The organism is Gemmatimonadota bacterium (assembly GCA_009838845.1).
Lineage (GTDB): Bacteria > Latescibacterota > UBA2968 > UBA2968 > UBA2968 > VXRD01.
Window position 1 is genome coordinate 1 of the sequence record VXRD01000093.1, and the last position, 13,794, is coordinate 13,794.

9 protein-coding genes are annotated in these 13,794 nt (G+C 51.5%); 1 reads left to right on the forward strand and 8 read right to left on the reverse strand.

What is annotated here, in order from left to right; translation table 11 throughout:
- The 4 genes from F4Y39_11910 to F4Y39_11925 form a co-directional block, all read right to left on the reverse strand.
- The coding region (locus F4Y39_11910) for a hypothetical protein (protein ID MYC14423.1) at positions 1-1,630 on the reverse strand (1,630 nt) is incomplete at its 3' end.
- 113 nt (positions 1,631-1,743) lie between these two features.
- Positions 1,744-2,685, reverse strand: coding sequence for a hypothetical protein (locus F4Y39_11915; protein MYC14424.1), 942 nt, complete (start codon positions 2,683-2,685; stop codon positions 1,744-1,746).
- 11 nt (positions 2,686-2,696) lie between these two features.
- The gene (locus tag F4Y39_11920; GenBank protein MYC14425.1) at positions 2,697-4,142 is read right to left on the reverse strand and encodes an arylsulfatase; all 1,446 of its coding nucleotides are present in this window, start codon (positions 4,140-4,142) and stop codon (positions 2,697-2,699) included.
- Between the two features lie 9 nt (positions 4,143-4,151).
- A complete protein-coding gene (locus F4Y39_11925; GenBank protein ID MYC14426.1) occupies positions 4,152-5,378 on the reverse strand; it encodes an LL-diaminopimelate aminotransferase in 1,227 nt (408 codons plus the stop codon).
- Positions 5,379-5,605: 227 nt separating this feature from the next.
- On the opposite strand from F4Y39_11925, the gene F4Y39_11930 reads away from it, so the two are divergent.
- Positions 5,606-6,004 carry an HAD family hydrolase gene (locus F4Y39_11930; protein ID MYC14427.1) on the forward strand — a complete coding sequence of 133 codons (399 nt, stop codon included), beginning with the start codon at positions 5,606-5,608 and terminating at the stop codon, positions 6,002-6,004.
- A gap of 89 nt (positions 6,005-6,093) precedes the next feature.
- On the opposite strand, the gene F4Y39_11935 is transcribed toward F4Y39_11930, so the two are convergent.
- From F4Y39_11935 to F4Y39_11950, 4 genes are all read right to left on the reverse strand, one after another.
- A complete protein-coding gene (locus tag F4Y39_11935; protein ID MYC14428.1) occupies positions 6,094-7,971 on the reverse strand; it encodes a hypothetical protein in 1,878 nt (625 codons plus the stop codon).
- A gap of 187 nt (positions 7,972-8,158) precedes the next feature.
- Entirely contained in the window at positions 8,159-11,095 is a 2,937-nt protein-coding gene (locus F4Y39_11940) for a type I restriction endonuclease subunit R (GenBank protein ID MYC14429.1), read from the reverse strand.
- A 529-nt stretch (positions 11,096-11,624) separates the two neighbouring features.
- A complete protein-coding gene (locus F4Y39_11945) occupies positions 11,625-12,143 on the reverse strand; it encodes a DUF4411 family protein (GenBank protein MYC14430.1) in 519 nt (172 codons plus the stop codon).
- Complete coding sequence (locus F4Y39_11950; GenBank protein MYC14431.1) at positions 12,143-13,309, reverse strand: ImmA/IrrE family metallo-endopeptidase; 1,167 nt, start codon at positions 13,307-13,309, stop codon at positions 12,143-12,145. Before F4Y39_11950 ends, F4Y39_11945 begins: the two co-directional genes overlap by 1 nt.
- Positions 13,310-13,794: the final 485 nt, after the last annotated feature.

A 13,794-nucleotide genomic window follows, 5' to 3' on the forward strand; every position in this document is an offset into this window, starting at 1 on the left:
CAACTTCCCCCATCGATACTTCAACCTGCCCCTCATGCCGGCGCATCCCACCGCTATTGCGCCCGAGCGACTCATAGCGGTACATCCCCACGGGTGAACGGATCCCCACACTCTTCCGATCCGTTCGCAAAACACCCACATGCTGTCCGTATTCCCCGGTAACAGAAAGCGCCTTACCCAAATCCCAACGCACAGCCACCTCGCCCTCGCGTTGGGCAGTTCGCGCAGTATCGGCTTGCCATCCCCATCGCCCGGCAGCCCGCCCTCTGTCCAATCGCTCAAATGCTTCAAAATCGGCCCCAACCTGGCGAAACCGAGCCGTGACTTCAAAATCGCGCTCTGTCCACGCACCATCCATGCGAACCCCACGCCCACTTCCCGAATCTCGATCACTCAGGGCGACCTCCCCAGAAACGCGTGCATTTGACCACGGCGTGTACGTCGCGTACACCACTCCCAACTGCCGCTGCACCGCAGTAGGACCAGGCGACAATGCAGAACGATCAGACTCTCGAATCAGCGTCGTCCCCACAGACACCCCCTCACCGAGCGACACGCGGGACTCCATACCCATCAGCCGGCTTCTCATACCGGCATCAATCACCTGATACTCCACTGTAACGCGGCTCTCCACCCCAATCGGTATCTCAGGCGTAAACGCCACATGCCCGCGCTCGTAATCAATCGTATAATCTGCCCCATCCCCGCGGGTGAGCAATCGCCCATTGAGATACACGCGCTCAGACTCCGGCACAATTTGTCCTCTCAACTCGCCACCCGACAAAGAATAAGGTCCCTGAAACCCCTCAACCGTCACCAGCCGCCGCGTTTCCCAACGTCCCCGCGACACTGCTCCAAAAACCGCAATCTGCCCCTTCTCCTGATGGGCCAACACGCGCGCGCCCTGCAACTGCCTCCGATAGCGCCCAAACACAGTCCCGTCAAACGCCACATCGAGATCGCCGAGCGTAGCCGATACCTGATCGGCGTCAACCTGAAAAAACACGCGATCCAATTCCTGCAACCGCTTTGATCCCCCCTGCTCGCCTATTGGCAAATTGCGATCGGACAGCACGGTCAATAAATTGACCCCCTCGGCGACCTCGCCCGAAATACGCAACTGCAAAGCTTGATGAACCGCGTGTTGAGATCCCGCGGTCACAGAAATACTCTTATGACCACCAATCGTCAACTTCTGCTCTTCATCCCTATCTCGCACAACAGGAGGAGAGAACACGCGCACAATCGGTTGATCCCCACTACCTTTCCCCGGCTGAAACTGACGACGCTGAACCACAGGCGCAGTCACCAGAGGACGCTGTCTAAAACGCACCACAATCTCCACACCCCGCGCAACATCCCGCAAAAGTGTCAGCAACGCGCGATCGGCATCCACTACATAATCCCGATCCCGAACGAGCAACACCCCATCCACCCAAACCCGTTCACTCGCCGCCTCAATGGCGCGGTCGGAAATCGAAAAAGGCCCGCGGCTCCCATCTGCTTGAAACATCCGTTCTCCATCGAACAACGTAAACTTCTCCGGCACGGGAACCTGTGCGTGTGCCGTCACAACACAGGCTAAAAAAAATAAAATACCCTGAACGATATAAAGGGTGCCAAAACTCATCTCTCATATCTCGTGTCTAAAAAAAACAGGACATCCCGCCCTCGCGGAACATCCCGGCCTTTTCCCATTTCACAGTGAACTGGTCTGAACCGCGACCAGTTGTACACCGTTCCCTACTTCACCCTTGAAACCTGTAATTGCAATTTCTGAATACGCCCATTCCCCGAATCCAGAACGAACAACCTGCCAGCGCGGCCAAGTGCGACACCCCGGGGAAACTGAAACGCCATCGCGCCCTTTCCCGGATCGGGACCGCCCAAAAACCCTGCAACCCCGCCAGAATCGAGGTCAAACACCACAATGCGATGGTGGCCCGTATCCGCTACAATCAACGTCCGATCAGGCCCCACACACAGCGCCGAGGGCTGCAATAAAACATCTTCGCCCATCGTCTTTTGAAAATTGCCAAACCTGTCGAATACCGCAATCCGATCATTCTCGCTATCGCAAACATAAACCTTCTCGCGACCTTCTACTGCAATTCCCAAAGGACGCCGCAAATTGCCAGCCCCATACCCAAAACCGCCAAAACTGCGATCAACGCGGCTATACGTATCGATCTGCACCAGTTGATCGGCATCGATATCGCTCACCAAAATCTCATCTGCATCCGACACGGCAATACCACTGAGCGTACCCAGATCCACAGAACCACCAGCATCCGCACCCCCAATCACCGCCAGAAGACGCAAATTTAGATTAAACACCTGAATGCGGCGATTTCGGCCATCCGCCACATAAATCTCCAGCCCCTTGCTCGCGGCAATACCACCCGGTTTGTTAAATTGCCCATCTTCCCAGCCCGGTCCTCCTATTGCCCTCAAAAAAGTGCCAGTTGGGGACAATTTTTGGACGCGGTCATTCCCGGTATCGGCCACAAACACATTGCCCGACGTATCCAGAGTCAACCCCTCGGGATTGAGAAACTGCCCATCGCCACCCCCTACTTCGCCAAAAACAGCCTCAAAGCGAAATGCGACCTGCACCTCCGCCCCGGCTGTGCCAACCCATACAAATACAATCAGGATGCAAAAAATACGTCCCATAAAATTCATTCCTCTACCGTTCAGCGCGAAACACTTCGACCCTCTCGCTTATACTTTTCGAGCAAAGTCTTGAGTTCTTCAACGATCTCGGGATATTCTGCATAACGGTTAAACCGCTCAATCCGATCGCGTTCGAGATCAAAAAGTTCGCCCGGATGATGGTGGGGCACATACCCGCGTTCTTCCACAAACCAATCCGGTTCTTTATTATCATCCCCATTGGGTGCATCGATCAACACCCAGCGCCCCTTCCGAATAGCAAACTTCCCCCGAATGCTGTGATGCACAGTCGCCTCCCGGATAGGCGTATCAAAAGTCTCACCTAAAAGCGCAGGCAATATATTATAACTATCTTCACCCATATCTTCCGACAAAGACACGCCAGTTATTGCCGCCACCGTAGCCATAAAATCGGACATACAAATCACCTCATCGCAAACCCTATCCCCCTCAATCTGACCGGGCCATCTCGCAACAAAAGGAACCCGGTGCCCACCTTCCCACACATCGCGTTTCAACCCCCGCAAGCCATCCATACTGTAATGCCCGTATTCCTGGATCCGTCTATACGCAAAATTTTCGGGCCCATTATCGCTGGTAAAAATAATCAGCGTATTCTCGGCAATCCCTTTTCGATCAAGAGCCGCCATCACCTCGCCCACAGTCCAATCCACTTCACACACAAAATCTCCGTACTCACCCGCCTCGCTCATACCCTTAAACTCATCTATTGGAACAATCGGCGTGTGCGGCGCAGTCAGCGGAAAATACAAAAAAAACGGTTGCTCATCCGCCGTCTCAATATATTGAACTGCGCGATGGGTCAACTCGGGCATCACCGCCTCGAGAGACCATCCCGGCGCCATTGGCCCGGGCGATCCAAACATCTCCTCGGGCTTCTCCTCAACTGGCGCATCCACCAAACGATCGTTTTCAAACCAGGTATAAGGCGGAAAATTGGGCACATCATCGCCAAAATAATAATCAAATCCACATTCTACAGGACCGCCAGTAACCGGCTTACTAAAATCGATATTCTTGCCCAATTCATACCGATGATCTCTACCCAACACCCCATATTCCGCGCCTTCATAGGCCGCACGCCCATCCTTTGTCTCCCAGTGCCATCCCAGATGCCACTTCCCAATACAGGCCGTGCGATACCCCTGATCTCGCAGCAATGTCGCCACCGTCTTTCGCCCCGGATCAATCAAAGGCGGATCCCAGGGCCACAACACACCGCCTTGCAACCGGGTGCGCCAAGAATACCGCCCCGTAAGAATCGCATAGCGCGACGGTGTACAAACGCTGGACGGCGCGTGGGCATCGGTAAAACGAACCCCCTGCGACGCCAACCTGTCCAGATTGGGCGTTGGAATTTTAGACTCTGGATTCTGGCATGCCAGATCTCCATAGCCCATATCATCAGCCAGAATAAAAACAATATTCGGATTGGACCGCGTCATCTGTTCACCTCAAATCTTCAAATTCGCCTGAATACTCGTCACTGCCCGCTCGACATCTTCTCGATGCCCAAACGAACTCAAGCGAAAATAACCTTCGCCAGCAGGACCAAAACCCGAACCCGGCGTACCGACGACATAGGCTTCTGACAACAACTTATCAAAAAAATCCCACGACGACATGTTATTCGGTGTCTTGAGCCACAAATAAGGCGCGTGTACACCACCGAAAACCGTCAGCCCAATACACCTCAGCCCCGCTCGAATAATGCGCGCATTTTCCATATAATACGCAATCATCTCCTGGCACTCTCGCTCGCCTTCTTCTGTAAACACCGACAAAGCGCCCAATTGCACAATATTCGAAGCACCATTAAAAAACGTATTTTGACGCCTGCCCCACAGCGTATTCAACTTGCCCGCCTCTGCGTCTTCTACCACCAGATCCATCGGCACAATCGTCCACCCCAGACGCACACCCGTAAACCCGGTATCTTTAGAAAAACTATTGATCTCAATCGCGCAGGACTTTGCCCCCTCAATCTCGTAAATCGTTCGCGGCAAATCTGCATCTGAGATGTACCCGGCATAAGCCGCATCGTAAATAATCACCGCCCTGTGTTCTCTCGCATAATCCACAAACGCCTGAAGCTGTGCTCGCGTTGCCACAGCACCCGTAGGATTATTCGGGCTGCAAATATAGATCAAATCCACCTTTTCATCCGGCACCTCGGGCATAAAACCATTCTCCTCAGTACACGGCATATAAACCAGCCCTTCGTACTGATCATCCACCGCCTCGCCCGTCCGTCCGGCAATCACATTGCTATCGACATATACCGGATATGCCGGATCCTGCACAGCAATTACATTATCCATACCAAAAATCGACTGGATATTCGCCGAATCCGACTTGGCGCCATCGCTCACAAAAACCTCAGATGCATCGAGATCCACCCCGTACTTTGCATAGCGCTTCGCCAGAGCCTCCCGCATCTCAGGCTCACCCTCTCCGCCATCGGCATAGCCGCGATACGTCTCCACACGCGCCATCTGATCCACCGCATCGTGCAAACCGGCAATCACGCTCCTCGTCAGCGGCTCGGTCGTATTGCCAATACCCAACCGCATCACGGACACCTCTGGATGTGCATCGAGAAAAGTCTGCGTCCGCCGTGCAATCTCGGGAAACAAATAACCCGCAGCCAGCTTGTCATAATTTGCATTAATACTCGCCATGTAATGTAAATCCTTTCACGTCATAGTCACCTGCCAACAAAATATCGCGCAAAAAAATATAGACGCAACGCCCAAAAGTCAAAGACCAAAAACGAATGGACGAACCATTGCATTTGTTTTTGATCTTTGACTTTAGTAATTTCTAACGCATAATAGAGGCTGGAGGATAGGGGTTGGTTGGGCGGGATTTTCACACTTCAAACTTCACACTTCAAACTGGAGTACGCATGGGATACACCGCTCAAGTGCGCGAATTTACAATGGCCTGTAACGACGACCTGCCAGCGCATCCGCAAAACATGACAGCAGAAGGCATCGCATTTATACGACAAATGGTCAACGATGAAATGGACGAATTAATGGCCGCGCAAACCGTCACAGAACAGGCTGACGCGCTCGTCGATGCAATTTACTACATCTGCGACTTCGCCATCCGCAACGGCATCAATCTCGACCCGCTCTTCGACATCGTCCACAATGCAAACATGCAAAAAGTTGTAAACGGAAAAGTCATTCGCCGAGAAGACGGCAAGATACTCAAACCCGAAGGATGGGAAGACCCCGCCCCCAAACTCATCCAGGAAATGACCCGCCAGGCGCGTGAAGGCGGATTTGACAAAAAATAGCCCATCCAACTTTGTGGACGGGCTGTTTTGTTAGTACGCTGAGTACCTGGCTTAGTTCAAACACGCTACTTTACAGCCGAGGGAAAAAACTAAGGGCTACGGCGTTGGGAAGCAACGGCTCTGTAAGCCTGACGAGGGTGATTGGGCGTGTCGGGAAAGCGTGACTCAAGTTCTCCGCTATGCATCATCGGAGTAATATAACCCGCCGTTAGTTTGCCTTGACCGATGCTGAGAAAACCGGCAATTTCAGCGGAAGTTACCCATTTTCCTTGATTGCATATTAAATGGATGATGGGGCGTACACGCACACGACGCGGCCGCTTTCCAAGTTTTGCAATACGCGCTCTGATATAATCTGGAAGCTCCCCCCCATCCGCATCGAACTCCCTCCCATCCACGCTGAGCTCCCCCTCATCCGCACTGTGCTTACCTGTATCTGCATTGAACTCCCTCCCATCCACCTTGAACTCTTCATCTTTTGCTCTGGACTCCCCAGTTTCCAGTTTGTACTCTCCAACTTGCGATTTCAGAACAGAAGTCAGTGTGTAGTAGCTGTTGGGGCCATGAGAATGAAGCGCCAGTAAATCTCGATCGCGGAGGCCGCGCAACAGGTAACTGGCACTTAAAGTATCGAGACCAGACAAAGTACGCAGCCTGGCATTGTCTATCTGACCATGACGATACGTGTAAAGCAATGTCCGAAACTCATGACGGGAAAGCTCAAGATCACCGAGCGCCGAGATAAATTTTCGATCACTGGCGTTCAGAGTAAGCGTGTTCCGAAGCGTAACTGTGACGCTGCGGTTGGTCGCATCTATATCTGGCCTTGGCAAAAAAGCGTCTTCCATCTCTGCGAACATACGCGGGATACCTTCGCCCTGGTCGCGTGCGAGACCGAGATCTACGAGCACCCGGATCATGCGGGGATTGCGGCTGTGATGGACTCGCTTGAGCGTGAGCAACGCTTCTGTGGTCAAGTTGCCGACCAGCCCGCCCGGGCTGACCACTTCCATGCGATCATCGAATAGCCAGACCTCTATGCCAGCACCTTCAACCCTGTAATCGCGGTGCGCGATGGCATTGAGCAACGCTTCCAGCCATGCGAAGTCTGGGTATTCCACGGATTCCTGAAAGCGGCTACCCACGAGCCGCATAGGGCGTCGCAGCAAACTGCTGATGACACTGCGGATTTCCGATATGACCGCAGGCAAGTTGCCTTCGCAGCGCGGGCGTTCTTCGACATTGTGCTCGGGGCCGGTATAGCGCTCCGTACCAATGACGCGAAATAGACGGACGCCGGCATTGGGATGGTCCGGTCCGTAACGGGCAAAGAGCAACTCCGCAGCATTTCGTAGCAAGATTCCTCGCCCTCGGTGATCGGCCAATTTGCGCTTGAGCAAGTACTCTTCATCACTCAAAGCGGATAAACCCGCCCCTTGTCTTGCGCGTTCTAACAGTCGTTCATCCAGATCAGCCAAAGTCATTGATGATCGTCGGCTTTCCCAACTCTCTGCCATGCCTTCAAACTTGAGCGTATTGATTTGACTCTCGCTGGATTGCACGGTCTGGTCACCCATTCGCAGCGGGAAGCCATCCCCGATTACTTGAACGGGAACATCTGAAGCCGGCACATCAAAAACAATCAGTTCGCACCCTTGAACATTCATAATAAAGCCATCGGGCTGTACGGGCTTCAAGCGAGTGCTCGGGGTCTTCAGGATACTGTTCAAGGCATCCTGCGGAAGCTGGTGTCCAGTAATGGTGCGGTCATCCTCTATGCCCAGGATCAGTACGCCACCTTCGGCATTGGCGAAGCCCGCCACATATTCCGCAACCTGGTCTCGCACGGCGCGGCGGTTACGTGACCGTTTGGCACTATCTTCTCCCTCATACAACGACTTGCGATCAAAGTGCTGACCTTCATCTTGATCCAGAAACGGCGTGATGTCGAATCGTAGTTCTGCCATTATAAATCGCCTGTGATAATTTGGCTCAATAGCCCTTTGCTTCCCTCGCCCGGACACTCGGCAAATGCATATTCAATGTTGCATTTAGTATAGCCAACTTTGTCCGTATATTCAAGACTGTGAATAAAAAAATAACCCATCCAACTTTTTGGACAGGCTGTTTTTTTACTACGCAGCGTAACTGACGTTAGCGATTGGTCAGTTCAAACACGCTATTCTCCAGCCAGCGCTTAAACGCCTCATTCTGTGAATACTGCTTGTAAAGTTCAGTATCATCCGAGAGCAGAGCCATAATCGCCTTCTCCAACGCCTTATCGTGTTCAATGCGCGTATTCTGCTCATCTGAATGTTCCCGCGCATTGCGATAGGCACTATCCGCATCAACCATCTTTGGAACATCCTCAATAATCATCCTGCGAATGCGGTCTTCATTGGTCCACGGAATATCACCAAAAAGGTCATTGAATGACCGGAGAATATTGGAAAGCAGGTCCATTTCCGGCTCTGGTTTATGACCGCCGCCACCTGTGGGCACCGGCTCGATCTCCGCATCCTCATCGGACAGCATAATTTGCATCGCCGCCTGTTTCTCGGCGCGATAGCTATCCATATCAATAGCACCCTCAATACCCAGCGACAAATCTTCCGTAACCGGCGTCGGCAACTTGGGAACGAGAAAATTCAAAAAAATGGAAAGCTGTTCCCATTCCACATTCGCGTAGGGAAGAACCTGAGACAAGAAGTTGTATGCGCGTACAAAAGCCTTGGCATTGCCCTTAAATTCAACCTGCCCATCCTCATCCAGTTCGCTGCGATAAATCGCCACACACGCGTCCAGAATGGGATCGAAAGCCCCGCGGTCATCGCCCTTCAAATACGACGCCACCACATTGTGGACTTGCTCATCTGAATAAACCTGCCGGCCATCCAGCGCGGCCTTGAGATCGTGCAACTTATTGGGATCGGTTTCATCCGCCAAAATAGTCGTACGGTAGTAATCAGCAAAAGCATCCCTTATCCCGTCGGCATCATTGTAGAAATCCAGCACAAACGTATCGCGCTTATCCGGGTGGGCGCGATTGAGACGAGAGAGCGTTTGCACCGCTTTAATGCCAGAAAGCACCTTATCTACGTACATCACATGCAGCAGAGGCTCATCATAGCCCGTCTGGAACTTATCCGCGCAAACCAGCAACCGATAGGGATCTTCCTGAATCTTACTGGCAATCTGCGATGACGGAAAACCATTCAAAGACGATTCACTCACCCTCTCACCACCGTAATCCACCTCGCCAGAAAAAGCGACAATAGCTTTGTGCGAGCTATTGAGCTCATTCAGGTAATTGCGGATGGCGTGATAGTATTCAATCGCCATCTGAATACCACCAGTTACGACCATCGCCCGTGCCTGTCCTCCAATTTTACGCGGTGCCAGCACCTGCTCGCGGAAGTGGTCAACCATAATCTCCGCTTTGAGGCGAATCGCATGGCTGTGTGTTTCCACATAGCTAATGAGCTTCTTCCTCGCCTTTATAGTATCAAACTCCGGATCATCTTCTATCGTCTTGGCGAGGTGATAATAACTCGTTACCGGCGTATAATTGCCCAACACATCCAGAATAAACCCCTCCTCAATCGCCTGTTTCATCGCATAGCCGTGGAAGGACCGATGCTTTGTCGCGCCATCGGGCTGTGGCACTGGCGTGCCAAATAACTCCAGCGTCTTATTCTTCGGCGTGGCAGTAAAGGCAAAATAGCTCGCATTGGTCAACAGACGCTTCTGCTCAATAATCCGGTTAATCTTATCTTCAAAAGTATCTTCATCATCCCCGTCCTCATGGTCGCCCAGAGCCTGTGCCATCGCCGAAGACGTGCGCCCACCTTGGCTGGAATGCGCCTCATCAATAATGATGGCAAAGCGGCTCCCCCGATGTTCTGCGCCAATCTCATCCAGAATAAACGGAAACTTCTGCACAGTAGAAATAATGATCTTCTTCCCCTCGCCGATAAAACGACGCAGATCGCCAGAATTTTCGGCATGCCCGACAGTCGCCCCCACTTGCGCGAACTGCCGAATAGTATCGTTGATCTGCCGATCCAGAATAATCCGATCAGTCACAACAATAATAGAGTCAAAGACCGTCTCACCGCCCTTTTCCAGCCCAATGAGACGGTGTGCCAACCAGGCGATAGAATTGGACTTCCCACTACCCGCCGAATGCTGAATGAGATAGCGCTGCCCCGCCCCATTTTCCACAGCATCAGCCAGTAACTTCCGCACCACATCCAACTGGTGATAGCGCGGCCAGATTTGCGTCCGCGTCCTGCGCCCGGTCTGCGCATCAGCAGACTCCACCAGCAGAGCGTAATTCTCGATAATATCTGTCAAACTCTGCCGGGTCAAAACCTCCTGCCACAAATAATCGGTCTTGAGACCATTGGGATTGGTCGGATTGCCAGCACCATCATTCCACCCCTTATTGAAAGGCAGGAACCAGGACGACTTGCCTCTGAGATGCGTACAAAACATCACCTCGTGTTCATCCACAGCAAAATGAGCCAGACAACGACCAATGCGGAAAAGCTCCTCCCTCGGATCGCGGTCGCGTTTGTATTGCTCAACCGCATCTGCCACCGTCTGCTTCGTAAGACTATTTTTCAACTCAAAGGTCGCTACCGGCAAGCCATTGATAAACAGCGCGAGATCAAGCGCAAGCCGCTTATTGGCATTGCTATACGACAACTGCCGCGTAACCGAAAAGCGATTCAGTTCGTAAAGCTCCGCTGCACGTCGGTTACCCGGCGATGGCGCACCGTAAAAAAGCGCAATATCGTGCGGCCCGTGCTTAACACCATTGCGAAGCGCATCGACAATACCGCGCCTGCCAACCTCGCTCTTCAACCGGGCGAGAAAACGGCGTCGCGTCGGATTGTCGCTCTCCAGAGACAGAGCCTCAGCAATCCTCGGCTGCGTCGCCACCAGAAAAACAGTCAACTGCGCCAGATCCACGCAATACTCGCGGTCGTAATCCTCGCGATCCCCATAACGCCAACCCGCGCTATAGGCAGCCGGACGTTCCCCTACATCACCCGCACTCGATTCATCCGCCCTACCAGCCAACATCTCGCAAATGCGATCTTCCAAACCGCGTTCAGAGGTATCCGTAACCGCCGGGCGCCCGCTTCTGAGTTCACCTATCGCCTTACTCCGCTCACTCGCGGACTTATGGAACAGCCCGCGTACAGAATTTGACCCCTCGATAACCTCGGGAATATCAGAAGTATCGATCTGGTCATCGGGCAATGCCGCAAGCGCGTCCAACTCTTCTTTCTGAGATTGTGTCAGTTTATTATCCCGACTCTTCATACCTTACTCTCTCTTTGGGTTGCTTTTCAGGTATGGAAAAATATCATTCCAAATGCGTTTCAGTCAAGTAACAGTCAAGTAAAATAAACGTCGTATATTCAATAAGTTATGAGAAATACGATCTCACACCTCGGATCGCCAGTCAAGTAACAGTCAATTACCCGTCAATTACATAAATTAAGTAAAATAAATAAGTTAAGTAAAATTCACAGTTTCCCGGTTCCCTATATGTCAATTACCCATCAATTACCCGTCAATTACCGAGCAACAACTCAGGTCAAAGTGGTCATGGAGAACGTCTCCAGTCAAAACTGACCTTAAGCTCGCGCAACATCTCAAAAGTGTCTCGGTAATCAACATCAAACTGACTACATACATTTGGCAGGGGTACCCTTTTCTTCGCATCTTGGTTAAATACCTCTTGAGTAACCACAACCGCGTTGTGGACCCTCGCGTAGGCCGCGAGCCACCCATCAGCTACAGTCGCGAACTCCACTTTTGCTTCAGGCAGAAACTGATCATTCCCCTGTACCCAGTCCATCATATCCGTAAAAGCATTTACAACCTCAGGATCCGCTGATGATACAAAAAGACTATCTGGTGCTTGATTAACCCACTCAGATAGTTGATCCTCGTTGTTAAGCATTTCGTCACGAACGCGATCAATGCTTAACACCCGCTCCTCGCTACAATAATGCGTCAGACTATCCCAGAATCCCGGACACAGATCTTGCGCGTAATAGCGGCGATGCGCCTCTACAAAAATATTGGTATCCAGCACGAACAAGGATGGAGCCTGATTTATCACACCTGTATCTCCATCTTGTCTCGCATATTTTCAAAAGTTTCTCCCTTTAGACCGGTGAGATTGTACGCTTCGCGATAGAGCAGACGGCCTTCCTTCACTGCACGGAAGATTGCCGTGCCAAAGCGGGTGCCAATGCGCCATTTCTGAGTATTCCAGAAATTGCCACCACTTGCTTGACTCTGCTGAATGCTGTACCATTCCCTGTCCGTATATTCGTCATAGAATTTGAAGAAGGCAATCGGTTCAATCAGGCCGAGGTCGAGCGCGCGGCGTGCAGCTACGAGAGAACTCACTTTGAATTGACGTGCAACAGGCTGATAAGGATCGCTTGTCCGCTCAGCTATAGGCCAAAAGGCTCGCAACTCCTCTGCTGGCACCAAAAACTCCGCCGCTACCTGGTCACAAAATCTCTCTGTGGTATTAGAATCGAACTTCAGATGTTCAAAACTGGATAGCCCAGTCTTTCCCACAAAAAGATGTGCGAGTTCATGAGCCAGGGTGAACATCTGCGCTGCTTTGAAGTCGGCATTGTTCACAAAGACCAACGGAGCATACTCATCTACAAGAGCAAAACCCTGAAATTCATCCGGATCGAGTTTGCGTCTTGTATTATTGCCCACAACACCATTGAAAACCACCAGCACGCCGACATCCTCGGCTCTACTCCGCAAATGCCCAAGTGCATCCGTCCAGGTAGATATAGATGCTGCCCAATCGTGAGCAAGTTGCAGGGCATCGCGCATCGCACGGGCGACTTGCAGGGGATCGCCATCTATCTCATAGCTTCCAATGAAGTTCAGCGGTCTGGCACCCTCCCCGATCAACTCCTCGCGCATCCAGGCTTGACGACGCTGCATCAAATAAATAGTATCGAGAAGATTGACACTCGGCTGCAGATCATTGTCTCGGGTACGAAAATCGGGTATTGGCAAGAGATCTTTGGGCGGCTCTGTCAAATATAGCAAGCCCAAAGCAGTATGCGTACGCTGGGCAAGTCTGTCTGCCTGAGCAATGCTGATCCTGCCATCGCGCTCCCACGCCAACACGCGCTCCGGCTTCACCTGCATCTTATCCGCCAGTTGCTCGGCATCAATGCGCGCCCGCTCCCGCGCCCACCGCAACACAGCAGGCTGCAATGTTATTTGCAAACGTCGGCTACTCATGGGTTACAACCTCTATCATTAACCTCTGCTACAATCGTCACATCACCCAATTCTTCCATAGCCCCTTCAAAGACTTCTACCCTCAAATTATTTCGCGCGGCCTCACTATGGTTCTTCAAGTCTGTGAGAGTATATCCAATATCGCGATGCTGTGCAATAGGTGTCAAACGTGCTCGGTTGTGCCAGTGATCATTTGGTTTTCCATCAAACAACCATCAAACAAATTTCAAAACAGTAAGTGATTTGATAACAATAGTTTATGAAACCGAACTGGTACTGCCGAGTAATTTTTCGAGTTTTCTATCAAACAACCATCAAGCAACCGTCAAACAAAGTTGAAAAAATTATGCCCGCAGTCAATCGAGAGCTTGAAAAACAACGCTTCTTTACTAAATCCTTTACTAAACTCTCACAATATTCTAAAATTTAGTAAAGAACAAGTCTTTTTAAAACAAATATTTATATATTTTTCTTTTATGTATTAC

Bases quoted from the DNA above. Each gene is read 5' to 3' on its own strand.
- F4Y39_11915 (MYC14424.1), bottom strand. From the start codon at position 2,685: ATGAATTTTATGGGACGTATTTTTTGCATCCTGATTGTATTTGTATGG.
- F4Y39_11920 (MYC14425.1), bottom strand. From the start codon at position 4,142: ATGACGCGGTCCAATCCGAATATTGTTTTTATTCTGGCTGATGATATG.
- F4Y39_11925 (MYC14426.1), bottom strand. From the start codon at position 5,378: ATGGCGAGTATTAATGCAAATTATGACAAGCTGGCTGCGGGTTATTTG.
- F4Y39_11930 (MYC14427.1), top strand. From the start codon at position 5,606: ATGGGATACACCGCTCAAGTGCGCGAATTTACAATGGCCTGTAACGAC.
- F4Y39_11935 (MYC14428.1), bottom strand. From the start codon at position 7,971: ATGGCAGAACTACGATTCGACATCACGCCGTTTCTGGATCAAGATGAA.
- F4Y39_11940 (MYC14429.1), bottom strand. From the start codon at position 11,095: ATGTTGGCTGGTAGGGCGGATGAATCGAGTGCGGGTGATGTAGGGGAA.
- F4Y39_11950 (MYC14431.1), bottom strand. From the start codon at position 13,309: ATGAGTAGCCGACGTTTGCAAATAACATTGCAGCCTGCTGTGTTGCGG.